Raw genomic sequence first — 26493 nt, forward strand, 5'->3', positions numbered from 1 at the left:
TTGGCCTGCTCGATGCCCCATCGCGCCAGCGGATGATTGATGCGGTATAGGTGCGCGTCGCCGGAGCGGCGGGGCAATTCGTAGCGCCCCAGCTCGATGCCCGTGAGGCCGCTGTGCTCGACTCCAGTCGGTATGTGGCGGAGATCGAAGCCGTCGTCATCGAACGCGGCGCAATGAACCAGTTCGGCGCGGGTCAAGTCCATCAGCATCCGCTCGAAGCGGTTGCGCGCGTTGCGGCTGTCGTCGGCCCGCATGCGCAGCTTCTCCTGCACCTCCTCATCAAAGTTCTCAAGCAATACCTGGCGCGTCTTGACCATCGCCTCGTTGATCTCGCCGGAGAGGTCGAGCTGGAGTTGCTCGAAGCTGGACTTGATTTCCTCGGGCTCTCGGCAGTTCTGGTAGATCTCGGCGATACGCCGCTCGAAATCGACGCCCGAACCGATGGCGCCCAACACTTCGTCGCTAGCCCCAAACACGCCCTCGAAGAGCTGGAACTTCTGCGACAGCAGCTCATACACCCGTGCATCGGCCTCATTGCTGCGGTCGACGAAGTTGACCACCACCACGTCGTGCTTCTGACCGTAGCGGTGGCAGCGCCCGATGCGCTGCTCGATGCGCTGCGGGTTCCACGGCAGGTCGTAGTTGATGACGAGCGAGCAGAACTGGAGGTTGATGCCTTCGGCTCCAGCCTCGGTGGCAATCATGACCTTGCCACGCTCCTTGAAGTGCTCGACCAGTGCCGCACGGGTGTCGGCGGTCTTGGAGCCGGTGATGCGGTCGGTGCCTTCGTGGCGCTTCAGCCAGTCCCTGTAGATCGCCTGCGCACGCTGGTCGCTATTGGTGCCGTTGAAGAGCACGATGCCGTCGCCGTATGGCGTGTCGGCCAGCAAGTTGAGGAGGTATTCCTGCGTGCGCTTGGACTCGGTGAAGATGATGGCCTTCCGGGCCGCGCCCAACCGATCCAGTTCGGCGAAGGCGCGATCCAGCGCGGTGAGCAGCGCCTTGCCCTTGGCGTTGTCGCGGATGTTGGTTGCCAGCGTTCTGAAGTGGCGCAGCTCCTCGATCTCCTGCGCGATGGCATCACGCTCGGCGCGGCTCGCTGCCTTTGTTCCCTGCTCCTGGTCTTCCCATTCTTCGGCGGTCTCGTCGAGCGACTCGTAGTCCTCGTCCAGTTCTTCGGCGAGATCGGCAACCACGGGAGTTTCATTCAGCACACCCTGGAGACGCTTGGCCATCGTCTCCAACGCACCCGCAATCGCGTGCGTGCTGGAGGCGAGCAGCTTCCACAGCACGAGCGAAATCAGTTGTCGCTGCCCCTCGGGCAGGGCCTTGAGGTTGGGGCGGCGCAGGTAATCGGCGACGAGCCTGGAAAGTTCCTGCTCTTCGCTCGACGGCGTGAACTCCTCGACGATGGCCTTGCGCGCTGTGTACGACACGTAGGGCTGAACCTGTTTGCGCAGGGTGCGCTTGCAGATGGGGGCCAGCCGGTCACGCAGGCTGCTGAAGGATTGCTCTCTGCCAGTGAATTGCGAGCGGAAGCTATCAAGGTCTCCGAACACCCGGTCATCGATGAAGCTGACCAGCCCATAGAGTTCGAGCAGCGAGTTCTGCAACGGCGTCGCGGTCAGGAGCGCCTTGGAGTGAACGCGCGACAGCGCCTCCTTGAGGGTCTTGGCGATGACGTTGCTGGTTTTGTAGACGTTGCGCAGGCGATGCGCTTCGTCGAGGACGACCAAGTCCCAGTCGATGCCCTTGACATCGTCAGCCTTGGCCTTCGCGAACTGGTAGGAACAGATGATCGGACCGGAGGCGAACAGGAACGGGTTCCGCTGCTCCTGCTTGCGGATCGCGTTGTAGCTTTTGGCTTCGAGGATCAGCCCTTGCAGGCCGAACTTGTCCTGCAGCTCCTGATGCCATTGCTTGCGCAGGTTCGCCGGAACGATGATGAGCACCTTCCGCCGCCGTTCCGCCCAGCGTTGGGAGATGACCAAGCCGGCTTCGATGGTCTTGCCCAGACCAACCTCGTCGGCGAGGATCACGCCGCGTGAGAGGGGGTTGCGGCAAGCGAAGAGCGCGGCCTCGACCTGATGGGGATTCAGATCGACCTGCGAATCGACCAAGGTCGAAGCCAGCGACTCCACCGAGTCGCCTGCTGCACGCCTGGTCAGCAGCCAAGCAAAGTACTGGCTCTGGTGCGGCGTCAGAAGCTGCTGTGTCGTCAACGGCGATCCTCCCCTTGTTCTTCCCCGAGCGTGATTCGGCGGCTGGCATGGTCCGCGCTCACTCGGCCTCCGGCTTCTTCTTGTTGATGCTTTCGGCGATCCACCGATCCAGCTCCGAGCGGCGAAAGCGCCAGGTTCCCCCAAGCTTGAACGCCGGAATCTCTCCTTTCTGGGCAAGGCGATAGACCGTCCGTTTGCCGGCTTTGAGGTAGGCCGCAACTTCCTCCAGCGTGAGGATCTCGCTCTCGACTTCACTCATCTGAAAACCATATGGTTTGGTCTTTCGTGACTTTGGATTGCCAAGTTTGCTCAATTCTACCAAAGGGTGGTAGGCGCTAGCCAACAAGAAATCCACCAGGCATTGCGCGAATGTCGGCCAACGCGACCAACAAATCCGGTCATGCCGTAGTTCCCATTCCCTGCGGCGCAAAGCGAGAGCGCGCCACAGCATCTGGCCATCCGCTTCAACGGGGAATGGCACGATGGGACAGACCAACCGCCGCACATCCGCATGGCCTGCGCTGGCCGTGGTGTTGGCTGTGTCGTTCTCGGCGCTGCCGCCTGCCGCCGCTGCCGACAGCCTCGCCTCGGAGCGTGAGCAGCTCGCCGCGCTCGCCCGCCAGCTCGACCTGATCGACCGCCTCGCCGAGCACGCCGCCCATACCGCTCCGCAGGAACGCGCCCGCTACCACTTCGACTACGCCCGGCTGCGTGCCGACCTTAAGCGCGTTCGCGCCGGCCTGCAGGACTACCTCGTGCCCCAGCGCGCCCAGCCGCGCGATCCCGTCCCGCTGGCCGGCGACTACGTCCGCCGCGACCGCGCCGACGACGAGGAGCCGTCGCCATGACGCCTTCTGCCGATCAGGTCGCCGCCTTCCAGGCCAACGGCGGCTTTGCGCCTTCGGTCGTCTCTGCCGTGGTGCTGGGCTTCGTGTTCGCCGTGTTGCTGCTGTGGGGCGTGTGGGCCATGCGCACCGCCTACGTCGGCTGGGCCGAGCACCGCATCAGTGAACGTCAGTTCCTCGCCGTCGTCGTGCGCTTCGTGGCGATGTATCTGGTGCTGACCTTCTTCCTCCTCTCCTGACCGTCACGAAAGGCCATACGCCATGAACATGCCTCCGACACCCCATCGCATTCCGTCCCGCATCGCCGCTCCGCTGCTGCCGCTGGCGCTCGCGGGCCTGCCGCTGTCGGCCTTCGCGCAGGGCCTGCCGACCATGGAGGACCCTTCGCGCGGCCAGGGCAGCGGCATCCTGCAGACGTTGCAGAACTACGGCTACGACATCGTGCTGCTGATCGCGCTGCTCGTGGTCGCCTCGATGTTCGTCGGTGTCTGCTATCACGCCTACACGCGCTACTCGGAGATCCACACCGGCCGCGCCACCTGGGGCCAGTTCGGCCTGACGGTCGCCGTGGGCGCGATCCTGTTGGTGGTCGGCATCTGGCTGCTCACCAAGGCCACCGGCGTGCTGTGAGGGCGGCAAGCGATGGCCGTTCCTTCGGAGACCCCGCGCGACACGCTGGTGACCTTCCTGCCGCACCGGCTGAACCGCCAGCCGGTGGTCGTGCGCGGGCTGACCGCCGACGAGTTGTGGATCTGCGCCGGCCTGTCGGCCGCAGCCGGGTTCACGCTCGGCCTGCCGCTGGCCTGGCTCACGCACAGCATCGCGATGGTGCCCACGCTGATCGTCGCCGGCATCGCGCTGGGCGTCTTCGTCGGCGGTGGCTTCCTGCGCGCACAGAAGCGCGGTCGGCCCGACACCTGGCTGTACCGGCAGCTCCAGTGGCGGTTGGCCCTGCGGCATCCGGCGCTGGCAGCGCTCCTGGGCGGCCCGCGCCTCATCACCCGCTCGGGCTACTGGACGACCCGGCGCAACTCCGATCGAGGGGCGCCATGAGCCGTTTCAAGAATGAGATTGCGCACCTGCAGGCGCATGTGAAGACGCTGCGCCTGGGGGCCGGCGCGCTGTTCGTGGTGGCGCTGCTGCTCGGCTTCGGTTGGTGGAGTGCGCCGAAGAGTCTCACCATCCATGTGCCGCCGGACCTGCGCTCGGGTAGCACGCGCAAGTGGTGGGACGTGCCGCCCGAGAGCGTGTATGCCTTCTCGTTCTACATCTGGCAGCAGGTGCAGCGCTGGCCCACGAACGGCGAAGAAGACTATCCACGCAACCTGCGCGCGCTGTCGGCCTACCTGACGCCGAGCTGCCGGGCCTTCCTGCAGCAGGACTACGAGTACCGGCGCGCCAGTGGCGAGCTGCGTCAGCGCGTGCGCGGCATATACGAGATTCCCGGCCGCGGCTACGGCGATGATCCGGCCGCGCGCGTCAAGGTGATCTCCGACCGCGATTGGATCGTCACGCTCGACGTGAGCGCGGATGAATACTACGGCTCCGAGCAGGTCAAGCGCGCCCTGGTGCGCTACCCCATCAAGGTCGTCCGGCTGGACATCGACCCTGAGCGCAACCCCTTTGGCTTGGCGCTGGACTGCTACGCCAGCGCGCCCCAGCGCATCGAACCGCCGCCGACGCCGACCCAGGCCGTCGCGCCCGCCAACGCCTCCGGCCACCTGCAGGGAGACTCTCCATGAAGCCCATTGCCTTGTCGGCCCTGGCCGGCGTCCTGCTGATCCTCGGTTTCGTGCCGGCCAGCCAGGCCGTGGAAATCCTGCGCTGGGAGCGGCTGCCCCTGCCGGTGCCGCTGGTGGTCGGCCAGGAGCGCGTGGTCTTCATCGACCGCAATGTGCGCGTCGGCGTGCCGGCCAGCGTCGGCGACCACCTGCGCGTGCAGAGTGCGGGCGGCGCGATCTACCTGCGGGCGAGCGAGCCGATTCCGCCCACGCGGCTGCAACTGCAGGACGTGGAATCCGGCGCGCTGATCCTGCTCGACATCGCCGCCGAGCCGGCGAAGGACGGCCAGGAGCCGCTGGAGCCGGTGCGCATCGTGGAAGCGGAAGCCCCCGCGAAGCGCTACGGCGGCGGTGCGGCAAGCGGCGCGGACGAGCAGGCCGATGCGCCCTCAGACAAATCCGTTCCCCGGCGCGAAACGCCGGTACCGGTCGTGCTGACGCGCTACGCCGCGCAGAACCTGTACGCGCCGCTGCGCACCGTCGAGCCGGTCGCCGGCATCGGGCGCGTGAACCTGCGGCGCGGCCTCGCGCTGGACACCTTGCTGCCGACGTTGCCGGTGCATGCGCGGGCACTGGCCGCGTGGCGCCTGGAAGACCAGTGGGTGACGGCCGTGCGCCTCACCAACACCTCGGCGCGCTGGCTCGACCTCGACCCGCGCGCTTTGCAGGGGAACTTCGTGGCGGCGACCTTCCAGCATCCGAACCTGGGGCCGGCCGGCACCCCGTCCGACACCACGGTGCTCTACCTGGTCACGCGCGGCCACGGCCTGGCCGAGTCGCTGCTGCCGGCGCTGAGCCCGATCGACGCCACTGTGAACCTGCCGCCGGCCGCCGCGGCCGGCCCGACCGGGGGAGCGCGCGATGAAAAGTAATCCGCTGCTCAAGTGGCTGCTGATCCCGATGGCGCTGCTGCTGGTGTTCGTCGGCATCAAGCTGTTCTCCGGCGCCCCGGGCGTCCAGCCCGCTCCCAAGGGCGCGACCAGTACGCTCACGCCCGAGGAGATGAAAGCCCTGGGCATCGCCGGCGACACGCCGCGCGATACCGTCGCCACGCTGGTGGCCCAGGTGAAGCAGTTGCGCACCGAGCTGCAGAGCGCGCTCGGCGACAACAAGCAGCACAAGGCCGAGAACGAGCGCCTGCGTGCGCGGGAAAGCGCGATCGACCAGCGCATCCAGAGCGCGCTGGAAGGCGAGCGCAACCGCTTGGAGCAGGAGCGCAACCAGGTGGCCAGCGACAGGCAGCAGACCCAGGGGCTGCTGCAGGATCTGCAGCGGCAGCTGGACGGCCTTTCCGGCAAGGGTGGCCCGTCCGACCTGCCCGTCGGGCTGGGGCTGGAAGAAGGTGACGGCAAGCGCTTCACCCGCGGCACCAGTGGCACGCAGTGGGTCGAGCCCGATGATGCCAAGGTCGACGCCAAGAACGGCAGCAAGGAGCCGAGCTTTCCCCTGAGCTTCGGGCCGGCCCAGAAAAGCCTGTCGGCCGCAGTGGAATCCGTCGCCGACGTCGGCAGCCGCGCGGTGGGCGCATCCACGAAGGCTGTCTACACCGTGCCGTCGAACTCGACGCTCATGGGGTCGATTGCCATGACGGCGCTGATCGGGCGCGTGCCGATCGATGGAACCGTCAACGATCCCTATCCGTTCAAGGTGCTGATCGGCCCGGACAACCTCACGGCCAACGGCATCGACATCCCCGACGTGGCCGGCGCCGTGGTCAGCGGCACGGCCTCGGGCGACTGGACGCTCTCGTGCGTGCGAGGGCAAATCCGCTCGGTCACGTTCGTGTTCCAGGACGGCACCATCCGCACGGTGCCGGAGGACAGTGGCAAGGGCGGCAGCAGCGGCGGCAACTCGGGTCACAACGGCGCCAGCATCCAGGGCGGTCTGGGCTGGATCAGCGACCCCTACGGCATTCCCTGCGTCAGCGGCGAGCGGCGCAGCAACGCCCAGCAGTACCTGGGCAGCCAGGCGCTCATCACCGCGGCCGGCGCGGGCGCCGCTTCGCTCATCAAGTCCGACAACGGCAGCGTGGCCGTGGTCGCCAACAGCAACGGCTCGCTGGGCACCGTCGGCATCAGCGGCAACGAAGCGATGGGCCGCATCCTCGCGGGCGGCGTGCGCGACATGGCCGATTGGGTCAACAAGCTCTACGGCCAGGCCTTCGCGGCGGTCTACGTGCAGCCGGGCGCCAAGGTGGCCGTGCATCTGGAGCAGCCGCTCGACATCGACTACGACGCCAAGGGGCGTCGGGTCCACCACCGCACCGGAGAAGCCCATGCCTCGGATCTGGATTGACGCGGCCGCCGTGCTGCTGGCGGTCACCCTGCTCGGCGGCTGCGCCACCAGCAAGGAGAAGCTGCTGCCACACGGCGACAGCACCATGCTCGACATCTGGCATCAGGAGACCGGCGGCAGCGCGGGCGGCGGCCAAGCCGCGCGGCAACTGCTCGATGCGCGCCAAGGCCTGCGCCGGCCGCTGGCCGATGCCGATGTGCAAGCGGCGCCCGGCGTGCAGGCGCGCTACACCCGTACCGCGCAGAACGAGATTTACCGCCAGTTCCACCGCCTGCCGAACCCCGACCTGGTGATGTACGTGTTCCCGCACCTGGCGGGCACCGACCCGGTGCCGGTGCCCGGCTACAGCACGGTGTTCCCGCTCTACCAGCGCGTGCAGTACGCGATGCCGGGTGAGCGCGTGGAGGACTACTGATGGCCTGGTCGCTGCCTCGGTCACGCAAGGGCGACGCATCGCCTGCTGACGCCGTGGATGCGGCCGATGATGCCTGGGCACGGCACGTGACGGCCTTGGCGGCACAGGGTGTCGCCGAGCCGGGCAGCGCGCTCGGCCGGGGCCGGCGCAGACCGGCCACCCAGGCCGACCACGATGCGCTCTATGGCGTCGCGCCGTCGTTCGCGGACTTGCTGCCCTGGGTCGAGTACCTGCCCGACACCAAGTGCATGTTGCTGGAAGACGGCCAGTCGGTGGCGGCCTTCTTCGAGCTGGCGCCGGTCGGCACCGAGGGCCGCGAGATGGCCTGGCTGTGGCAGGCGCGCGATGCGCTGGAGAACGCCCTGCAGGACTCCTTCGACGAGTTGGACGACAACCCCTGGGTGGTGCAGCTCTACGCCCAGGACGAGGCCAACTGGGACAACTACCTGCGCTCCCTGGCGAACTATCTGCAGCCGCGTGCGCAGGGCAGCGCGTTCAGCGACTTCTACCTGCGCTTCTTCGCCCATCACCTGCGGGCCATCGCCAAGCCGGGTGGCCTGTTCGAGGACACCACGGTGACGCGCCTGCCGTGGCGCGGCCAGGTGCGGCGCGTGCGCATGGTGGTCTACCGCCGCACGTCCGCAGCCCCGGCCCCGCGGCGCGGCCAGTCGCCCGAGCAGGCGCTGACCACGATCTGCGACCGCCTCGCCGGCGGGTTGGCCAATGCCGGCGTGAAAGCCCGACGGCTCGGCCCGGCGGACATCCACGCCTGGCTGCTGCGCTGGTTCAACCCGAATCCGACCCTGCTCGGCGCCACTGCCGAAGACCGCGAACGCTTCTACGCGCTGACCCGCTACCCGGAAGAGCGGGAGGAGGGCGAGCTCGAACTCGCCAGCGGCACCGACTTCGCGCAACGCCTGTTCTTCGGCGAGCCGCGGTCGGACGTGTCCAACGGCCTGTGGTTCTTTGACGACATGCCGCATCGGGTGATCGTGATGGATCGTCTGCGCACACCGCCGGCGACCGGTCATCTGACGGGCGAGACGCGCAAAGGCGGCGATGCCATGAACGCGCTCTTCGACCAGATGCCCGAGGACACGGTGATGTGCCTGACGCTGGTCGCCACGCCCCAGGACGTGCTGGAGGCGCACCTCAACCACCTCGCCAGGAAGGCCGTCGGCGAGACCCTGGCCTCGGAGCAGGCCCGGCAGGACGTGCAGCAGGCGCGCGGCCTGATCGGCAGCGCGCACAAGCTCTACCGTGGCGCGCTGGCGTTCTATCTGCGCGGCCGCGATCTGGCCCAGCTCGATGCGCGCGGCCTGCAGCTCGTCAACGTGATGCTCAACGCCGGCCTGCAACCGGTACGCGAAGAGGACGAGGTAGCGCCGCTGAACAGCTATCTACGCTGGCTGCCGTGCGTGTTCGACCCGGCTGCCGACAAGCGCCAGTGGTACACCCAGCTCATGTTCGCGCAACACGCGGCGAACCTGGCGCCGGTCTGGGGCCGCAGCCAGGGCACGGGGCATCCGGGCATCACGTTCTTCAACCGCGGCGGCGGCCCGATCACCTTCGATCCGTTGAACCGCCTCGACCGGCAGATGAACGCGCATCTGTTCCTGTTCGGCCCCACGGGTTCGGGCAAGAGCGCGACGCTCAACAACATCCTGAATCAGGTGACGGCGATCTATCGGCCGCGCCTGTTCATCGTCGAGGCTGGCAACAGCTTCGGCTTGTTCGGCGACTTCGCGGCACGGTTGGGCCTCACCGTGCATCGGGTGAAGCTCGCGCCCGGCGCGGGCGTCAGTCTGGCTCCGTTCGCCGACGCCTGGCGCCTGGTCGATACGCCGAGCCAGGTACAGACGCTGGACGCCGATGCGCTCGACGAAGACCAGACCGATGCCGGCATGGTCGTGGAAGGCGATGAGCAGCGCGACGTGCTCGGCGAGCTGGAGATCACTGCACGACTGATGATCACCGGCGGCGAGGACAAGGAAGAAGCGCGCATGACCCGCGCCGACCGCAGCCTGATCCGTCAGTGCATTCTCGATGGGGCACAGCGCTGCGTAGCGGAGAAGCGCACAGTACTGACCCGCGACGTGCGCGACGCGCTGCGCGAGCGCGCCCGCGACGCCACGCTGCCTGAGATGCGGCGCGCACGGCTGCTGGAGATGGCCGACGCCATGGACATGTTCTGCCAGGGCGTGGACGGCGAGATGTTCGACCGGTCCGGCACGCCGTGGCCCGAGGCGGACATCACTATCGTGGATCTCGCCACCTTCGCGCGCGAGGGCTACAACGCCCAACTCTCGATTGCCTACATCTCGCTCATCAACACCGTCAACAACATCGCCGAACGCGACCAGTTCCTGGGCCGCCCGATCATCAACGTGACGGACGAAGGCCACATCATCACGAAGAACCCGCTGCTCGCGCCCTACGTGGTCAAGATCACCAAGATGTGGCGCAAGCTCGGCGCCTGGTTCTGGCTCGCCACGCAGAACCTGGACGACCTGCCGAAAGCGGCCGAGCCCATGCTCAACATGATCGAGTGGTGGATCTGCCTGTCGATGCCGCCCGATGAAGTCGAAAAGATCGCGCGCTTCCGCGAACTCAACGCTTCGCAGAAGGCGCTGATGCTCTCGGCCCGCAAGGAGGCCGGCAAGTTCAGCGAGGGCGTCATCCTGTCCAAGTCGATGGAAGTGCTGTTCCGCGCTGTGCCGCCCAGCCTCTACCTGGCGATGGCGATGACCGAGCCCGAGGAGAAGGCCGAACGCTTCCAGTTGATGCAGCAGCACGGCATCAGCGAGCTGGATGCCGCCTTCCGCGTGGCCGAGAAGATCGACCGTGCGCGGGGCATCGAACCCCTGGCGCTGGACACGTTGGCCTGACGGGAGCGACACGATGCGCATGCCTTCCTTCGCCCGCCGTCATCCCTGGATCGGTCTGCTGATCGTGGCGACGATTGCGGTGGCCTCGTGGATGCTGCTGCGCGTGCCGCATCCGGCAACCGAGCCCATGCCGCTGGCCGCCGCCGGGTCTGAAGCGTCGAAACCGGCCGGCCCGCCCTGGCTGTATGGCCGTGCCGATGCGCGCTTCACGGTGGTCGGGTACGCCGACCTGGAGTGTCCGTACTGCCGGGCCTACTTCCCCGCGCTCAAGCGCTGGATCGACGCCCACCCCGAGGTGAACTGGCAGTGGCACCACCTGCCGCTGTCCATGCACGAGCCGGCCGCGACTGCCGGGGCGCGCCTGGCCGAGTGCGCGGGCGAGACCGGCGGACATGCCACGTTCTGGCAAGCCGTGGCGTGGCTCTACGCGCACACCCGTGGCGACGGCCAGGGCCTGCCGGAGGGCCTGCGCTATCCCGACCTCACGCCAGCCATGCAGGGTTGTCTCGACAGCGATCGCCCCGATGCGGTCATCCGTGCCCAGGCGGCGGAAGCAGCACAGCAGGGCATCGCGGCCACGCCGGCCCTGCAACTGCGCGACCGCGAGTCCGGCAAGACCCTCCTGCTGCACGGCCCCGTCGAAGGCGATGCCTTGCTGTCGGCCATCGACCTGCTCGCCGCCGGCAGCACGACCGCAGCCGAACCCGCCCATTCCCCAGACATGCCCGCCGGCGTTGCCGGTGACATGCCCAGGTAGCCATCGATCTTCAAGGCTGCGGCGCGGCTCGTCCGCGTTGATCGAAACCCGTTCGCATCGCATCCCTTGACGCGAACAGCCACCGCACCCGCGGTGGTGGATGCCCGCTCGTCACCTGTTCCATCCCCATCGTCCCCAGGAGGGTTTGCCCTCCAGGGGCAGGCGCCCTCCGATCTCATCCATTGGAGGTTCGCCATGTCTCTCGTCATCGCCGACTCCCGCCCGGAGTCGCTCACCCTGATCGCCGCCCAGCACGAAGACTGGATCATCCGGCAGGCCATCACCCTGCTGGAGAATCGCGTGTTCAAGGCCGGTCCAGCGCTGGGCAGTCCCGCCGCCGTGCGCGACTACCTGCGCCTGAAACTGGTCGCGGAGCCGAACGAAATCTTCGCCGTCGTGTTTCTCGACAACCAGCACCAGGTGCTCTCCTTCGAGCCGCTGTTCAAGGGCACGGTCGACCAGACTTCGGTGTATCCGAGGGTGGTGGTCCAGCGTGCGCTGGCGCTCAACGCTTCGGCGCTGATCCTGGCGCATCAGCATCCCTCGGGGAACACCGAGCCCTCGGCCGCTGATCGTGCGATCACCGAGCGGCTGAAGAGCGCCCTGGCCACCGTCGATGTCCGGGTACTGGATCACTTCATCGTCGGCAAGGGCAGCCCGTACTCGTTCGCCGAAGCCGGCTTGTTGTAGCACCACCCCACGCGCATTCCTTTCATCACCACGGGAGCCCTTGGCTCCCGTTTCTTTTCGCCGGTGCGCAGGAAATCGGGACTGACCGGTTTCGGTTTCTTTGTCGTCCCCTGATCTGCGTTGCGCTCGACTACGAGTCTGCATCGACTCCGCGGAGGCGCGACATGCCGGCTCATTCCCTCAACCTTCCTGCCGTCTCGCGGCGCCCCCTGGCCGCCCGGCTGGCCGCTGGACTGTGCGCCGCGCTGCTCGGTCCCATCGCGGCGGCCGCCGATGTGCTCGTCGTCACCGACAGCCGTCATCCGGTGCAGGCCCCGGCCGGCGTGCGGATCATCGAGCTGGACCAGGCCACGCGCATCGAGGTCGAACTCGCCGCGCACCTACCGGCCGACCCGCAACGGGCTGCAGCCCTGGTGCGGCAGCGGTTGCAGGACGGTGGCGAGGCCCTTCAACGCCGCATCGGCCACGCCTACCAAGGTGTCGCGGATGCCTGGGGACTGGGCATCGCCAAGATTCCCGCCGTGGTGGTCGATCGACGCTACGTGGTCTACGGCGAGCCCGACGTGCCCCGCGCCGTCGCGCGCATCAACGCCTACCGGAGCGCGCAGCCATGAGCCTCCTGCTGGCACGCCGGCGCCTGCGCGCCACCGCCGCCTCGCTGCTGCTGAGCGCGGCCACGTCGACGTTCGCCCTGGACACCGCCACCATCGTCTCGTCGGCGCTGTCCCCCGACTGCCTCGAATACCGCGTGGTCGGAATCTGCTACTGGCTGTACTGCACGCCCTTCGGCTGCTCGGTTCGCACCTCCGTCAAGGTGCGCCACTACGTCCCCGATGCGGTGGTGTCGAGCTACTCGAACACCGGCGAGAACCCGTGGCTGGAAGTCAGGGCGATGAGCATGCCCAACCCGAGCGCCAAGGCTGGCGGTGACGGCACGACCAATCACGACAACGAGAACAACCTCGCCAAGTTTAAGAACGCCGATGTCATCGGCCATCCGGCCGGGATGGTGTTCAGCCAGTTCGCCAGCGCCTCCGGCTACACCTGCGAAGGCGCGGGCACGGCCTTCATGCCGTATCTGCTGAGCACGCTCGACACGATCGCCTGGCGCTACAACATCCCGGAAGCGTTCTACCCCGAAGCGCTCATCCCCGGCCGGCGCGAAATCGGTACGCGCACCGGCCTGAACCTCTGGGGCAACGTGTATCCCCGCGGTGGCTTCCTGCACCAGACCGACGACCACAAGAGCGGCGCCGTGGTCGCGCAGCGCGCGGGCGACATCGTGACGCGCCGCGGCCAGATCCACGTGTACCAGCCCCTGCTGGCCAACGCCCGCGACGGGTACTGGCCGGCCGGCGCGTTGATGGAGACCGACGCCTCGACGGGCAAGTGGCAGGAGCTGACGCCCACGCTCTCGAACAGTTGCGTGGTCTTCCCGCACAGCCGCACCCGCGTGCAGGCCCAGCAAGGCGACTACGCCTGGGCCTTGTGGCGGCCTTACTCCTGCTGCCGGCGCCGTGGCCAGGTCTTCCTCGGCAGCGTCGATTTCATGTGAGGAACCCACGATGAACGCCTCCCTCCCTGACTTCCTGCACCGCGCGAAATCGCCCTTGCGGGCCACGCTGCTCGTGGCGGCCATCACGCTGGTCGTCGGCGTCGCCTGGGCGCAGACGCGCATCGATCCCAATGGCGTGAACGTCAGCGGCAGCGTGATCGGCGACGACGTGCTCTACAGCATCGGCGGCGGCCGGGCCGTGTCGATGGGTGGTGCCGGCAACATGCAGAGCATCGGCGTGGGGATCGGCTGGAACAGCAACCTGATCTGCGGCGACATGAGCATCACCACGACGCTGCAGAACCAGCTCAACGGCATCACCAACGGCTTCCAGACGATCATGAGCAACGTGATCCAGAACGCCACCAGCGCCGTGGCCTCGCTGCCGGCCCTGATCATCCAGCGCGCCGACCCGGGGCTCTACAACCTGCTGACCAACGGCATCCTCCAGGCACGCATGGACTTCGACCGCTCGAAGATGACCTGCCGCGCCATCGCCAATCGGATGGCGGACATGGCCGGCGGCCAAGCCGGCTGGGACCAACTCGCCGAGGGGATGGCGCTGCGGGATGCGGTCAGCAGCACCGATGCCGTCTCCGCCATCGAGCAAGCCGAGTCCAACAAAGGGAACAACGGCGTGCCCTGGGTCGGCGGCGGCAACGCGGGCGGCTCCGGCCAGAGTTCGATCAAGGTGGTCGGCGACGTGACGCGAGCGGGCTACAACCTGCTCAACGGGCGCAGCGCCACCGATAGCTCGTCGATCGCGCGCAGCGCCTGCGGCAACCGCCTGACCTGCCAAACCTGGTCCTCGCCCCAGGCGGCCGCGGACTGGGCGACCCGCGTGTTGGGCGAACGCGAGCAGCGCACCTGCGAAAACTGCACGAAGACCCAGACCACGCCTGGCGTCGGGCTGACGCCAATGATCCAGGAAGAGTACGAGACCAAGCTGCAGGCGCTGCAGGAACTGGTGACGGGCGCCCGGCCGACGACGCTGGCCAATCTCGACGCAGCCGGCAGCAGCTCGCTGCCGATCACCCGCGGCGTGATTGAGGCCCTGCGTGACGAACCCGACCAGGACGTGCTGGGCCGGCGCCTCGCGTCCGAGGCGGCGCTGTCCAGCGTGCTGGAGAAGGCCCTGCTGCTGCAACGCACGTTGCTGACCGGCAAGAAGGAGCCGAACGTCGCTGCCAACGAGCTGGCCGTGCAGGCGGTCGACCAGGAGAACAGCGCGCTGGAGCAGGAGATCAACAACCTCAAGACCGAACTGGAGCTGCGCCGCACGCTGGCCGGCAACTCGGCGATGGCGATCATCCAGCGCCACAGCACCCGCGCGGCCGGCTCGCGCGGCGTCTTCGAGGGCGACACCACACGCGACCGTCTGCGGGAAGTCCAGAAGCCGCGGAGCGGTACGCCATGAGCCGGCTGGCCTGGCTGCGGCTGCCATGGCTGTTCAACCGCCGCGTCGGCGTGGCGCTGCTGTGGACCTTGCTGGTGGCCGCCGCCGCGGTGGCGGTGAACATCGCCGGCATCCACGTGGTCGGCGGCGTCGAGGGCTGGCAGCACTGGCTGCAGGCGCACGCCGGCCACTTCTTCGTGTGGCGGCTGTGCCTCTACGGAGCGACGGCTTACGGCTGGTGGTGGATGCGTCGGCGCCTGTTGCGGCGGGAGCCGTCCCGCGAGACGCATCAGCGCCTGCTGCGCACGGCGATCGCGGCCGTGATCGCCGTGGTCGCGCTGGAAGTCAGCCAACTGTTGCGGCACGGCTGAGACCGGGAGGCAGGCATGACGCTCTACACCACGGACTACCTGGAGTATTACCTGACCCTGGTGGCTTGGGTGGTCAACAACGGCATCTGGAGCATTCTCGTGGCCAGCGGCGTGTTCGCGCTGCCGTTCGTGGCCATCGTGATCCAGGAGTGGCTCAAGGCCCGCAGCGAAGGTGCGGACGAAGGCAACAAGGGCGTGCTGTCGTCGATGCGCATCGAGAACCGGGTATGGGTGGCGATCGTGGTCATCATGTTCGCCGGCATCCCGTTCATCCCGGTGGATCTCGCCACGATCAGGTTCGACACCACGCGCTCCGCGCAATGCCAGGTCAACGTCCCGCTGCCCAACGACACGGGCTGGTCCAACGTCTACACGGCGCTCAACGACCAGAGCGCGCTGGTGCCGGTGTGGTGGTTCTTCATGCACGCGCTGTCGAAAGCCGTGACGGGCTCCGCGGTGGCAGCGATTCCCTGCGGCACGGACCTGCGTCAGATTCGCATGGATGTGGATGCCACGCGCATCGACGATCCGGTGCTGGCACAGGAGGTCGCCGACTTCACGCACGACTGCTACGGGCCGTCGCGCGCCAAGCTGTTCATGAACCGGCCGACGCTCTCCGACGAGCAGATGAACGACGTCACCTGGATCGGGTCGAGTTACTTCCTCGACACGCCCGGCTTCTATGACACCTATCGCGCCAAGACCCCACGCACGGCCTGGCCCTACGACGCGACCCGCGATGCGGGGCTGGCACAGGTGGACAGCGGCGGCGGCTATCCGTCCTGCCGGCAGTGGTGGGCCGATGGCGGCCAGGGACTGCGCAGCCGGCTGCTGGCACAGGTCGACCCGGACCTGCTGACCCGCATCGGGCGCTGGGTGGGCTTCCTGTCGCAGAGCGAGGTCAATGACTCGGTGATCCGCGCCGTGGTCTCACCGCGACAGCAGAAGATGAACCAGGGCGCCGTCTACACCGACTACGGTAGCCAGATCGACAAGACGCTGCCGAACGTTGTCACGCGCGGCGCAAGCGACCTGGGGTTGACCGTCGGCTCGCTGGCCTTCTTTCCCGCGATGGACGTGGTGCGCCAGGCGCTGCCGATGGTGCTGACGATGCTCAAGATGGCGCTCGTCATCTGCATCCCGCTGGTGCTGCTGATCGGCACCTACGACCTGAAGACGGTGGTGACGGTGAGCTGCGTCCAGTTCGCGCTGTTCTTCGTGGACTTCTGGTTCCAGCTCGCGCGCTGGATCGACAGCACGATCCTGGACGCGCTCTACGGCTGGGGGTTTGGCGCGGACAGGCCGCACACGAACTTCGATCCGTTGATCGGTTTGAACAACGCCTTTGGCGACATGCTCCTTAACTTCGTCATGGCGATGATGTTCATCGTGCTACCGGGTTTCTGGGTAGCTGCGCTCGCGTGGGTTGGTGTCCGCGTAGGCAACATTTCGCAGATGCTCTCAGCAGCCACCGATGGCGCCAAATCTGCGGGAGGCAAAGGCGCTGACCTTGCAATCAAAGCAGCGAAGGCGAAGTAGCGCCGAGAGTGGCGAGCTACTCGTCGTCCGCGCTGCCGCCGTCAATGCGTACCTCGCCCCGGTAGAGACCGTATCCGTCCAGGCCGTTTCGCCATTGAGGCTCGTCATCATCACTGCTTTCGTCGGCATCGACGTTGCGTACCATCCAGGCAGCGATCCCTGCAAAGGCCAGCAGCAGCGCCAGCCAGAACGCGGAGTAGAGCAGCACACCAAGCACGGCCAGCTTGACGATCCAGAGCACCGCCGTCGCCGCGCTCGCGGGCACCCCGCGCGTCACCAGCCAGCCGGCGACACGCTGCTCGCGGCGCAGGTATCCACGCCAGGCACGGCCAGCCCCCCGGCCCAGCCGGTGGCTCCAGCGCCCGTTGTGCGTGTTGGTGGTCATGCTCATATGCCTCGGCTTCAGTGGTGCCTCACCTCGCGGAGTGGCCGGTCGTGGCTTGCCCTCCAGCATAGACCGCGATCAGGAGGGCGGGTTGCGGCTGGCAGAGTCGGGTTGGCTCGGGTCGCAGGTCGATTAGATTCTGCACGATAACTCAAACCTTATGCTACTTTCCATGCACGTTCTTGCAATGGCTCTAGTGACTGATTGGATTCCGTGCTAGTTTTATAGCATGGATGGAAATTCTAGGCATCAGGTAATCAAGCGGCTGCAGGCGGGACTCCCCCGCGGGGCGCCGTTCGACCTTGCCACCCTGAGCCAGTTCGGGGTGTCGCCCCAGCTCGCCGCCCACTATGCCGACGGCGGGTGGCTCGTGCGCCTGGCCCATGGCGTCTATGCCTTCCCGAACGATGAGTTCGGGGTCTACGGTGCGCTGAAGTTCCTGCAACAGCGCGTGCCCGGCCTGCACGTCGGCGGCAAGAGCGCCCTGGCCCTGCAGGGGGTGCGGCACAACCTGGGCAGCCGGGAGGCGCTGGTGCTGTGGGGCGACGGTCGCTTCGCGTTGCCGGCCTGGTTCACTTCGCGCTTTCCGGCCCGCTACGTCCACGCCCGCCTGTTCGACTGGCCGGACACGGCGCTGGCCGGCAAGACCCTGACCACGCCGCCTGGCCTGCCCGAGGATCTGCGGGTGGCAGCCCCCGAGCGTGCCGTGCTGGAGCTGCTGTACGAAGCCGGCGTCAAGCAGAGCCTCGAAGAGGCCCGCAACCTCTTCGATGGACTGCGTTCCCCCCGCAAGGACTTGCTCGGGCAACTGCTGTCCTGCTGCGCCAGCGTGAAGGCCGTGCGCCTGTTCCTGACCTGGGCGCGCGAGACCAGCCTCGTGGATGTCGATGCCCTGCTGGAGCAGTACCCGGTTCGCACCGGCAGCAACACGCGCTGGATGAGCCGGCTCGATGACGGCACCTTGCTGAGCCTGAGACCTCATGGATAAGACCTACGCGGACACCGTTCGCCTGCTGCTGGCCGTCGCGCCCGACGTGTTCGCCAACGACATCTTCGCCATGAAGGGCGGCACGGCCATCAACCTCTTCGTGCGGGACATGCCGCGCCTTTCGGTGGACATCGACGTGGTGTACCTCCCGTGGCAGACGCCGCGCGACGAAGCGCTGCAAGCCATCAACCAGGAGCTGGCCGCCATCGCCACGCGCGTTGCGCCACTGGGCGTGCAGACACGCCTGGTTCGCGCCAAGGACCTGGGAGACACCAAGCTGATCGTCGAGAACGACGCCAGCCAGGTGAAGATCGAGGTCAACGTCGTGTTCCGAGGCAGCGTGCTGCCCGTCGAGCGGCGGCCGCTGAGCGCAAAGACCAGCGATCTGTTCGGCGTCGAGTTCGAGCTGCCGGTTCTGGCACCGGACGAGCTGTACGCCAGCAAGCTGGTGGCCGCGCTGGATCGGCAGCACCCCCGCGACCTGTTCGACGTGTGGCAGCTCTACGAATCGGGCGACATCAGCGACGGCATGGTCGAGTGCTTCGTGATCTATCTGGCGGGCCACAACCGGCCGCCCCACGAAGTGCTGTTCGGTAACGACAAGGACATCGCCGGCGAGTACGAGCGGGCCTTTGTCGGCATGACCGAAGTGGGCTGCTCCCTGGAAACACTGCTCGACGCTCGCGCCAGGGTGCGGCGCGAGCTGCCACAGCGACTGAGCACCGCGCACAAGCAGTTTCTGAGCGGGCTGGCGCGCGCAGAACCGGACTGGTCGCTGGTGCAATGCCAGCACGCCGCGCAACTGCCGGCACTGCGCTGGAAGCTCGCCAATCTCGAAACCTTCCGCAAGCGCCGTCCCGACGACTTCGCAGCGCAATCCGCCGCCCTCGACACCGGCTTGGGCCAGAGCTGACGAACGTCCCGCAGCGCCCCACTTGCCGGGATTGCCCCATGCCGCATTCATCGTGGCACCCGCGAAGCAGCGGCCCTATACCCAAAGGCTTCCGACAAAGGCCAAAGGGCTGGGAAGGGGCAAAGGAAGGGTGCCAAGGGGAAAGGCCCTATCCTGAAATGGCCAAAAGGCGCCCCGAGCAGCCCGTCATCCGGGGTTCGTCATGCTCTCGCTGTTCCAGCGCAAACGGGTGCCACCCACCGCCGGCACGCCGCCCACCTCCGCCATCGAAACTCCGAAAGGGTCGATGCGGCCGGAGTCGGCCGCATCGCTGCTGGCCACGCCGCGCCGGCAGAAACTGCTGGAACACATCTGGCAGCGCACATCGCTCTCGCGCCGGCAGTTCGCCACGCTCTACCTCGCCCCACTGGAGCGCTACGCCGAGCTGGTCCAGCAGTTCCCGGCCTCCGAGAACCACCACCACGCCTATCCGGGCGGCATGCTGGACCACGGCCTGGAGATCGTCGCCTATGCGCTGAAGCTGCGGCAGTCATACCTGCTGCCTGCGGGCGTCACGCCGGAGGCACAGGCGGCCCAGGCCGAAGCCTGGACCGCAGGCACGGCCTACGCGGCCCTGCTGCACGACATCGGCAAGATTGCGGTCGATCTGCACGTCGAACATGCCGACGGCAGCGTCTGGCATCCCTGGCACGGCCCGCTGCGAAAGCCCTACCGCTTCCGTTACCGAAAGGAGCGCGAGTACCGCCTGCACAGCGCCGCCACCGGGCTGCTCTACGCGCGCCTTCTCGATCGGGACATCTTCGACTGGCTCAGCGGCTATCCCGACCTCTGGGCCGCGCTGCTGTACGTGCTGGCCGGCCAGTACGAGCACGCCGGCACACTCGGCGAGCTGGTCGTGCAGGCCGACCAGGCATCGGTCGCCCAGGAACTCGGCGGCGATCCCAGCAAGGCGCTGGCGGCGCCCAAGCATGCGCTGCAACGCAAATTGCTCGACGGCTTGCGCTACCTGCTCAAGGAAGCGTTCAAGTTGAACCAGGCCGGCCCGGCGGACGGTTGGCTGACCCAAGACGCCTTGTGGCTGGTGAGCAAGACCGTCTCCGACAAGCTGCGCGCACATCTGCTGTCACAGGGCATCGACGGCATCCCGGCCAGCAATACGGCGGTGTTCAACGTGCTGCAGGATCACGGCATCGTGCAACCGGCGCCGGATGGCAAGGCGATCTGGAAGGCTACCGTCACCAGCGACGCGGGCTGGTCGCACGCATTCACCTTCCTGAAACTCTCGCCAGCGATGATCTGGGATGCCGCCGACCGGCCGGCGCCGTTCGCAGGCCGTGTGCAGGTCGAAGAGGAACAAGCGGAGCCGACGCCACAGGCGCCGGCGGTGCCCGATGGGCCGCGCGCGGAAGGCATCGAAGCTGCATCCGCGAGCACGACGCCGATCGCATCCGCAGCCATGGACACCGGCGTGGCCGCGCTGCTCGACCTGCTGGGCGACACCGCTCCACCCACGGCACCGGAGATCCCGAGTTCCCCTGTTGCCGAGCCCGAGCCGGCCCCTTCGACCGTGCCCCCGCCGCAGATGGGCCTCGCGCCTTCCCAGGATCGCGCGGAGCCCTCCGGGGCGCACTTCATGGCCTGGCTGCGTCAGAGCATCCAGACGCGCAAGCTCATCATCAACGACGCCAAGGCCCTGGTGCATACCGTCGCCGGTACGACCTATCTCGTCAGCCCCGGCGTGTTCCAGCGCTACGCGCAGGAGTACCTTCAAGTCGCCGCGCTGGCCAAGCAGGAGAAGCTGGAGGGGTGGCAGTGGGTACAGAAGCGCTTTGAGAAGCTGGGGCAGCACCGCAAGCAGCCGAGCGGGCTGAACATCTGGACCTGCGAAGTCACGGGGCCGCGCAAGTCGCGCCGGCTGCACGGCTATCTGCTCGCCAGCCCGGAGGCGCTGTTCCGGGAGACGCCGCCAGACAACCCATACCTGCGGCTCCTCAACGAGGCCGCAAAGCGCGAAGATTCAGCCCTTGGGGGCAAGGACAACGACGATCAGGGGTAGGCGTGCGACCGCTGTGCGGGCCGGCTTCAATCTGCGGATGGAGCCGACTCTGCCAGCTTGGCTTCGGTCAGAGTCATCAAGTGGGCGGAACTGCATTTCAGCGCACGGGCAATCTTGAGGATGAGAGGGAGCGTGGGCACATGCTCGCCGCGCTCGATCTTGCCCATGTGCGACCGTTCGATGCCGGCCATGTGGGCCAGCGCTTCCTGAGCTATGCCCTGGTTGGTTCTTTCTTCCCGCACGGCAGCCCCAAACGCGATGGCTGGTTCCGCTTCGTAGGTAGTGGTGCCGGTGGGGCGGCCCCTTTGGATCGAACGCTTTGGCATTGCCAAGAGCGTCGAACACGGTCACGATTTAAACCACGTTAAACTTAACTCATCCAACGGCTTCGAGATCAGTTGCCACGAGTTCACCGCCTGGGGGAGCTGGACGTGGAATCGAGTGACATCACCGCCGAAATTCGCATGGCCGTCCTCGGCGAATGGGTGCCTCCCCAGCTCGCCGACGTGCTCGCTCTGCAGCGTGCCGAAGAGCCGGAGACTCATGCCGTCCTGGCCGGCTGGACAGATCCCGGTCGAGGCGCGGAGATGCCGGACGACGGCTTCGACTTCGCCTTGTCTGCGGTTGCCCGGCAGTGGCCTGGCTGGGTATGCGAACCGCTGTGGCATGACACGCTGGCGGTCGCCGTGGCCAAGCGCTCCCACCTGCTGGCCCACCGTGAAGTGCCGTGCGGGGAAGTGCTCAAGCAGCCCTTGATCTGCTCGCAGTCCACGGCCGATGAACCATGGCGCATGACCGTGCAGCGCGTGTTCGAGAACGCGCTGCAGGAGCGGGAGCAAACGGTGGAGACATTCGATGTGGTGATGACGCTGGTTGCCGCCGGGTACGGGATCACCATTGCGCCCGCCGCGAGACTGGCGAGCTACCTACGCCGAGGCATCGCCATGCGGCCGCTGGCCGGCGCACCAACGATCGTGATGGCTTATCTGCTCCGTCGCGAGGCTTCCTTGTCGGACACCCAGGCAAGATTCGCCCGCCGCGCGCGCTTGGTGTCCTGACGGACGCGCGGGGATCGCGGTTTCGCCACGATCCCGCATTCCTGCTGCTAGGCGACCCCGACTCGCGGCGGGGTCCATTCGCTTTCCTTCACGGCTGTGCTCACGGCCATGACGAGCTTGTCGAGATTGCCGGCCGTCACGCCCTCCAGTGCCGAACGCCCCCGCAGCATCGAGCGCGGCTGTAGCAGTGCATGGTAGATCTGCCAAGGGTCCGCACCCCTGGTTAGCTTCAGGACGGACTGGATCAGCTCGTGCTTGAGTGGGTCGAGGTGCCAGTCCGGCACGCGCTGGCCGCGGTTGCCTACGTTCAACGCCAGCAAGTTGCCCGCCTTGATCTCGTAGCTGATCCACCTGCGGGATTTGCCTGCCATCTTGGCAAACGCAGCGACGGGAAGGTTGTGCGGCGCTTCGAAGACATCGAACAGTTCCATCCTCTCGCGCTGAATGTCCGAAGGCACCAGCGGCGCGGCCGATCGAGGGGGCGGAACCGCCGGCAGCCGATGTGCGGCGGCAGAAACCAACGGCATGGCGTCGCCCGGCTTCGTCACGAGCAGGATTGGCGAAGCGGCAACCGGCGCGGAGGGCGCGCTTGCGGTTTGCTCACTCGGAAACGCGGGCACGCCTTCCAGATGCACGGTGAGCGGCATGCTGGCCGCCTCGACCTGGTTCTGCTCGAAGAGGTCGAGCCGATCGGCCCAGTCCTGCATCATGCGGCGACGCTGCTCCACGTACTCGGCATGGTTGTAGGTCGCACTGACCTTGTTGGGATCGACATGCGAGAGCTGTGCATCCACCCAGACCTTCGGGTAGCCGATCTCGTTGAGCGCAGTGGACATCGTGCCGCGGATACCGTGTCCGGTCAGGCGCTCCTGATAGCCCATGCGTTTGAGCGCACCATTGAGCGTGTTCTCGCTGATGCGCTTCTTCAAGTCGCTGTCGTGCCGGAACAGGTGGCGCTGGGCCGGCTTGAACTCATCCAGCAGGTGCCGGACGATCTCCATGGCCTGAATCGACAGCGGCACGATGTAGGGCGGGATGTCCTTCGGCTGCTGCCGCTTCTTGCGCATATCCAACTGGAGTTGCTTCACGACGTCGGGCGGGATGATCCACAACCCCCGGTCCAGATCAAATTGATCCGGCATCGCCTGTCGCAGCTCGCCGGTTCGCACGCCGGTCAGCAGCAATAGCCGCAGCCCGAGCTGGGTCTGCCGCCTGCCGCGATAGCTGCGCAGACGCTGCAACAGCTTCGGCAGCTCGGCCATGCGCAGGAACGGGTTGTGGTTGACGGGTGGCAGCGGCAGCGCCACCACATCGAGATCGGCGGCGGGGTTCTGCTCCAGGCCCGGCACGATCACCAGCGCGTAGCGGAACAGTTGGTTGAACCACGTTCTGACTTTCTCGGCGACGGAGAGCGCCTTGCGCTTCTCGATCTTGGCGATCACCTCCAACAGGTCGGGACGCTTGATCTCATAGACCGACCGCTTGCCCAAGGCGGGCAGCACATCCTTGTCGAAGATGCGCGGAAGTATCGAGAGGGTCGTCTGCCGGCCTTCCTTGAGGCTGAGCCCGCGATGCTTGAGCCACTTGCGATACACCGCATCGAAGGTGTTCTCGTCGGCGAGCCGGACAGCGGTGCGCTTCTGCTTGCGGTGAACGCGAGGATTGGTGCCTTTGGCTAGCAGGGCGCGCGCTTCGTCGCGCAGGCTGCGGGCCTCGCGAAGTGTCACCTCCGGGTAGGTGCCGAGCGACATCCGCTTCTGCTTGCCCGCCCAGTAGTAGCGGAAGTGCCAAGTCCTGCCCCCTGCAGCCGTGACGGCCAGGGAGAGGCCATCCAAGTCAGGGAGGGTGTATGCCTTGCCAGTTGCCTTGGCCTGCCGAACGGCCAGGTCTGAGAGTGCCATGCTCTTGCTCCTGAACATGAGTCAGGAACCAGATGCTGGTCACGTCGACCTCGCCCCTCCATCAACAATCCGGAATCAGCCGCACCCGCAAAAATGGACTTGTTTGTGGACTTAAAAGTCCCGGCTGTAGGCGGATCGCAGTGGACCACGGCAGAACGTCAAAGAGAGGAAAAGTCCTTGTGTGGCAACGACTTGCAGACTCCCTTGGACTTCTGCGGAAGTCCGCAGAATGATGCGGTGGAGCGGGCGAAGGGAGTCGAACCCTCGTCATCAGCTTGGGAAGCTGAGGTAATAGCCGTTATACGACGCCCGCATGCCTGGCCGGCAGACAGAAAGGCCGGCGTGAAAGAGGCGGCCATTCTATGATTCCCGGCCTTCCAGTGCAATGCCGGCATGAGCACTTCAGCCGGCCAGCCGCTCCACTGCCTCGCGGATGCGCGCCGGTTCATCGGCCTTCAGGATGCGTTGCACCTTGGGGGCGAGATCGCCGAGGTCGGCGCGCAGTACCTGCTGCTTGATCTCCAGGATGTTGCCCGGGTGCATCGAGAAGTTGCGCAGGCCCATGCCGAGCAGCAACAGGGTGTAGACGGGGTCGCCGGCCATCTCGCCGCAGACCGACACCGGCACGCCGTAGCGCGCGCCGGTCGAGATGGTGGCGCCGATCAGCTTCAGTACCGCGGGGTGCAACGGATCGTAGAGATGCACCACGGCTTCGTCCGAGCGGTCGATGGCGAGGGTGTATTGGATCAGGTCGTTGGTGCCGACCGACAGGAAGGACAGCCGGCGGATGAACATGCCCAGCGACAGCGCGGCGGCCGGGACTTCGATCATGCCGCCGACCTGCACGCCTTCGTCGAACTTGATCTTCTCGGCGCGCAGTTCGGCCTTGGCCTTGTCGACGAGCGCCAGGCACTGGTCGATTTCCTGCGCGTGCGACAGCATCGGGATCATGATCTGCAGCTTGCCGTGGGCCGAGGCGCGCAGCAGGGCGCGCAACTGGGTCAGGAACATCTGGGGTTCGGCCAGCGAGTAGCGCACCGCGCGCAGGCCGAGCGCGGGGTTCGGCTCGAAGCGGGCGTGGGCGCCGTTGAGCGCCTTGTCCGCGCCGACGTCGAAGGTGCGGATCGTCACCGGCTTGTTCGGTAGCGCCTTGACCACGCTGCGGTAGGCTTCGTACTGCTCGTCCTCGTCGGGCAGCACGTCGCGGCCGATGAAGAGGAATTCCGTTCGGTACAGGCCGATGCCGTCGGCGTTGGCGGTCTTGACCGCGGGCAGGTCCTTCGGCCCTTCGATGTTGGCGAGCAGGTTGATGGTTTCGCCGTCGAGCGTGGTGGCGCGGGTGTCGCGCAGGCGGTTGAGCTTGGAGCGCTCGATCTCGAGTTCGCTGCGGCGCAGCCGGTATTCCTCGACGATGGTCTCGTCGGGGTCGATGATGATGACGCCGCGGGTGCCGTCGACGATGACCAGTTCGTCGTCTTCCAGCAGGTCGCGCACGTGGTGCAGGCCGACCACGGCCGGGATCTTGAGGCTGCGGGCGACGATCGCGGTGTGGCTGGTGGGGCCGCCGACGTCGGTGACGAAGCCGGAGATGTTGTGGTCGCGGAAGCCGATGGTGTCGGCGGGCGACAGGTCGTGGGCGACGATGACGGTGCCGAGCCCGTCGCGGCGCTTGGGCGGCAGGTGGCCGGGATGGCCGAGCAGCACCTTGACCAGGCGCTCGACCACTTGCACGACGTCGGCCTGGCGCTCGCGCAGATAGGGGTCCTCGATCTGGCGAAACTGCTCGACGAGCTGTTCCATCTGCTGCACCAGGGCCCATTCGGCGTTGCAGCGGCGGGTTTCGATCAGGTGGCGGGCGGCGTCGATCAGCATCGGATCGGCCAGCATCATCAGTTGCAGGTCGACGAAGGCGCCGACTTCGCTGTGCGTCTGGGCCGTCGTCGCAGCGGCCTTCAGGCCGATCAGTTCGCCCTGGACGGTGGCGACCGCGTCCTCCAGGCGTTCGAGTTCGTCGGACAGGTGGCGGGGGGCAACGTGGTAGTGGTTGACCTCGAGCAGCGCGTGAGAGATCAGGTGGACGTGGCCGATCGCGATGCCTTGCGAGACGGGCAGGCCGTGCAGGGCGAAGGTCATGCCTATTCTCCCTCGCCGAAGCGGTCCGCGATCAGGTCCTGCAGTTCCTGCAGCGCTTTGTCGGCATCGTCGCCCTCGGTGTCGATGGTGATGGTGCTGCCCTTGGCGGCGGCCAGCATCATGACGCCCATGATGCTCTTGGCGTTGACCCGGCGGCCGTTGCGCTCGAGCCAGACTTCGCACGGATAGCTGCTCGCCAGCTGCGTCAGCCTGGCCGACGCGCGCGCGTGCAGCCCGAGCTTGTTGATGATTTCGGCTTCGGCTCTCGGCATGCTGTTCTCCCCTGGTGTTGCCTCTGCGCTCTA

At 66.9% G+C, this 26493-nt stretch carries 27 protein-coding genes and 1 tRNA gene; 20 read left to right on the forward strand and 8 right to left on the reverse strand.

Features of this window, described 5'->3' with window-relative positions:
- Together TBU01S_RS11760 and TBU01S_RS25230 are read right to left on the reverse strand one after the other, a co-directional pair.
- Positions 1–2222: SNF2-related protein (locus tag TBU01S_RS11760; RefSeq protein WP_068636832.1), on the reverse strand; the 2222-nt coding region annotated here is incomplete at its 3' end.
- 58 nt (positions 2223–2280) lie between these two features.
- Complete coding sequence (locus TBU01S_RS25230; protein WP_023121135.1) at positions 2281–2673, reverse strand: helix-turn-helix domain-containing protein; 393 nt, start codon at positions 2671–2673, stop codon at positions 2281–2283.
- 31 nt (positions 2674–2704) lie between these two features.
- Here TBU01S_RS25230 and TBU01S_RS11770 point away from each other — a divergent pair, with 31 nt between their 5' ends.
- The 16 genes from TBU01S_RS11770 to TBU01S_RS11845 all read left to right on the forward strand — a co-directional run bounded on the left by TBU01S_RS11770 (position 2705) and on the right by TBU01S_RS11845 (position 16754).
- The gene (locus tag TBU01S_RS11770) at positions 2705–3070 is read left to right on the forward strand and encodes an integrative conjugative element protein, RAQPRD family (protein WP_023121134.1); all 366 of its coding nucleotides are present in this window, start codon (positions 2705–2707) and stop codon (positions 3068–3070) included.
- The gene (locus tag TBU01S_RS11775; protein WP_068636833.1) at positions 3067–3306 is read left to right on the forward strand and encodes a TIGR03758 family integrating conjugative element protein; all 240 of its coding nucleotides are present in this window, start codon (positions 3067–3069) and stop codon (positions 3304–3306) included. The genes TBU01S_RS11770 and TBU01S_RS11775 overlap by 4 nt, the downstream gene beginning before the upstream one ends.
- 22 nt (positions 3307–3328) lie before the next feature.
- Complete coding sequence (locus TBU01S_RS11780; RefSeq protein WP_021248605.1) at positions 3329–3697, forward strand: TIGR03745 family integrating conjugative element membrane protein; 369 nt, start codon at positions 3329–3331, stop codon at positions 3695–3697.
- Between the two features lie 12 nt (positions 3698–3709).
- Positions 3710–4120 (forward strand): TIGR03750 family conjugal transfer protein, encoded by a 411-nt coding sequence (locus tag TBU01S_RS11785; protein ID WP_068636834.1) that lies wholly within the window; start codon positions 3710–3712, stop codon positions 4118–4120.
- Entirely contained in the window at positions 4117–4809 is a 693-nt protein-coding gene (locus TBU01S_RS11790; RefSeq protein ID WP_068636835.1) for a PFL_4703 family integrating conjugative element protein, read from the forward strand. The genes TBU01S_RS11785 and TBU01S_RS11790 overlap by 4 nt, the downstream gene beginning before the upstream one ends.
- Positions 4806–5720, forward strand: a complete 915-nt coding sequence (locus TBU01S_RS11795) for a TIGR03749 family integrating conjugative element protein (protein WP_068636836.1) — start codon at positions 4806–4808, stop codon at positions 5718–5720. Before TBU01S_RS11790 ends, TBU01S_RS11795 begins: the two co-directional genes overlap by 4 nt.
- Positions 5710–7143 (forward strand): TIGR03752 family integrating conjugative element protein, encoded by a 1434-nt coding sequence (locus tag TBU01S_RS11800; RefSeq protein WP_068636837.1) that lies wholly within the window; start codon positions 5710–5712, stop codon positions 7141–7143. The genes TBU01S_RS11795 and TBU01S_RS11800 overlap by 11 nt, the downstream gene beginning before the upstream one ends.
- The gene (locus tag TBU01S_RS11805; protein ID WP_068636838.1) at positions 7124–7558 is read left to right on the forward strand and encodes a TIGR03751 family conjugal transfer lipoprotein; all 435 of its coding nucleotides are present in this window, start codon (positions 7124–7126) and stop codon (positions 7556–7558) included. Before TBU01S_RS11800 ends, TBU01S_RS11805 begins: the two co-directional genes overlap by 20 nt.
- Complete coding sequence (locus tag TBU01S_RS11810) at positions 7558–10446, forward strand: conjugative transfer ATPase (protein WP_068636839.1); 2889 nt, start codon at positions 7558–7560, stop codon at positions 10444–10446. Before TBU01S_RS11805 ends, TBU01S_RS11810 begins: the two co-directional genes overlap by 1 nt.
- 13 nt (positions 10447–10459) lie before the next feature.
- Positions 10460–11203: a DsbA family protein gene (locus TBU01S_RS11815; RefSeq protein WP_068636840.1), complete on the forward strand. Its 744-nt coding sequence runs from the start codon at positions 10460–10462 to the stop codon at positions 11201–11203.
- Positions 11204–11398: 195 nt separating this feature from the next.
- Positions 11399–11893: a RadC family protein gene (gene radC / locus TBU01S_RS11820; RefSeq protein ID WP_044305285.1), complete on the forward strand. Its 495-nt coding sequence runs from the start codon at positions 11399–11401 to the stop codon at positions 11891–11893.
- Between the two features lie 164 nt (positions 11894–12057).
- Positions 12058–12507: a TIGR03757 family integrating conjugative element protein gene (locus TBU01S_RS11825; RefSeq protein ID WP_068636841.1), complete on the forward strand. Its 450-nt coding sequence runs from the start codon at positions 12058–12060 to the stop codon at positions 12505–12507.
- On the forward strand, positions 12504–13448 hold the full coding sequence (locus TBU01S_RS11830; protein ID WP_003292117.1) for a TIGR03756 family integrating conjugative element protein: 945 nt from the start codon (positions 12504–12506) through the stop codon (positions 13446–13448). The genes TBU01S_RS11825 and TBU01S_RS11830 overlap by 4 nt, the downstream gene beginning before the upstream one ends.
- A gap of 10 nt (positions 13449–13458) precedes the next feature.
- On the forward strand, positions 13459–14865 hold the full coding sequence (locus TBU01S_RS11835; RefSeq protein ID WP_062838311.1) for an integrating conjugative element protein: 1407 nt from the start codon (positions 13459–13461) through the stop codon (positions 14863–14865).
- Positions 14862–15215 carry a hypothetical protein gene (locus TBU01S_RS11840; RefSeq protein WP_003140982.1) on the forward strand — a complete coding sequence of 118 codons (354 nt, stop codon included), beginning with the start codon at positions 14862–14864 and terminating at the stop codon, positions 15213–15215. The genes TBU01S_RS11835 and TBU01S_RS11840 overlap by 4 nt, the downstream gene beginning before the upstream one ends.
- A gap of 15 nt (positions 15216–15230) precedes the next feature.
- Positions 15231–16754 carry a conjugal transfer protein TraG N-terminal domain-containing protein gene (locus tag TBU01S_RS11845; protein ID WP_068636842.1) on the forward strand — a complete coding sequence of 508 codons (1524 nt, stop codon included), beginning with the start codon at positions 15231–15233 and terminating at the stop codon, positions 16752–16754.
- Positions 16755–16770: 16 nt separating this feature from the next.
- On the opposite strand, the gene TBU01S_RS11850 is transcribed toward TBU01S_RS11845, so the two are convergent.
- Positions 16771–17139: a DUF3742 family protein gene (locus tag TBU01S_RS11850; protein WP_011805400.1), complete on the reverse strand. Its 369-nt coding sequence runs from the start codon at positions 17137–17139 to the stop codon at positions 16771–16773.
- Between the two features lie 229 nt (positions 17140–17368).
- Here TBU01S_RS11850 and TBU01S_RS11855 point away from each other — a divergent pair, with 229 nt between their 5' ends.
- The 3 genes from TBU01S_RS11855 to mobH all read left to right on the forward strand — a co-directional run bounded on the left by TBU01S_RS11855 (position 17369) and on the right by mobH (position 21096).
- Positions 17369–18127, forward strand: a complete 759-nt coding sequence (locus tag TBU01S_RS11855) for a type IV toxin-antitoxin system AbiEi family antitoxin domain-containing protein (protein ID WP_013721903.1) — start codon at positions 17369–17371, stop codon at positions 18125–18127.
- Positions 18120–19040 (forward strand): nucleotidyl transferase AbiEii/AbiGii toxin family protein, encoded by a 921-nt coding sequence (locus tag TBU01S_RS11860; RefSeq protein ID WP_013721904.1) that lies wholly within the window; start codon positions 18120–18122, stop codon positions 19038–19040. Before TBU01S_RS11855 ends, TBU01S_RS11860 begins: the two co-directional genes overlap by 8 nt.
- Before the next feature lie 202 nt (positions 19041–19242).
- Positions 19243–21096 (forward strand): MobH family relaxase, encoded by a 1854-nt coding sequence (gene mobH, locus TBU01S_RS11865; RefSeq protein ID WP_068636843.1) that lies wholly within the window; start codon positions 19243–19245, stop codon positions 21094–21096.
- Between the two features lie 26 nt (positions 21097–21122).
- Here mobH and TBU01S_RS11870 read toward each other — a convergent pair whose 3' ends face one another.
- Positions 21123–21422: a helix-turn-helix domain-containing protein gene (locus TBU01S_RS11870; protein WP_068636844.1), complete on the reverse strand. Its 300-nt coding sequence runs from the start codon at positions 21420–21422 to the stop codon at positions 21123–21125.
- A gap of 105 nt (positions 21423–21527) precedes the next feature.
- On the opposite strand from TBU01S_RS11870, the gene TBU01S_RS11875 reads away from it, so the two are divergent.
- On the forward strand, positions 21528–22154 hold the full coding sequence (locus TBU01S_RS11875) for a LysR substrate-binding domain-containing protein (RefSeq protein ID WP_068636845.1): 627 nt from the start codon (positions 21528–21530) through the stop codon (positions 22152–22154).
- A 47-nt stretch (positions 22155–22201) separates the two neighbouring features.
- On the opposite strand, the gene TBU01S_RS11880 is transcribed toward TBU01S_RS11875, so the two are convergent.
- The 4 genes from TBU01S_RS11880 to TBU01S_RS11895 form a co-directional block, all read right to left on the reverse strand.
- Positions 22202–24055 carry a tyrosine-type recombinase/integrase gene (locus tag TBU01S_RS11880; protein WP_068636846.1) on the reverse strand — a complete coding sequence of 618 codons (1854 nt, stop codon included), beginning with the start codon at positions 24053–24055 and terminating at the stop codon, positions 22202–22204.
- Between the two features lie 238 nt (positions 24056–24293).
- Positions 24294–24368, reverse strand: a tRNA-Gly gene (locus TBU01S_RS11885).
- A gap of 89 nt (positions 24369–24457) precedes the next feature.
- Entirely contained in the window at positions 24458–26188 is a 1731-nt protein-coding gene (gene ptsP / locus TBU01S_RS11890) for a phosphoenolpyruvate--protein phosphotransferase (protein WP_068636847.1), read from the reverse strand.
- Positions 26189–26190: 2 nt separating this feature from the next.
- Positions 26191–26460: an HPr family phosphocarrier protein gene (locus tag TBU01S_RS11895; RefSeq protein WP_068636848.1), complete on the reverse strand. Its 270-nt coding sequence runs from the start codon at positions 26458–26460 to the stop codon at positions 26191–26193.
- Positions 26461–26493 lie beyond the last annotated feature (33 nt).

The organism is Thauera butanivorans NBRC 103042 (assembly GCF_001591165.1).
Taxonomy (GTDB): Bacteria; Pseudomonadota; Gammaproteobacteria; order Burkholderiales; family Rhodocyclaceae; genus Thauera; species Thauera butanivorans.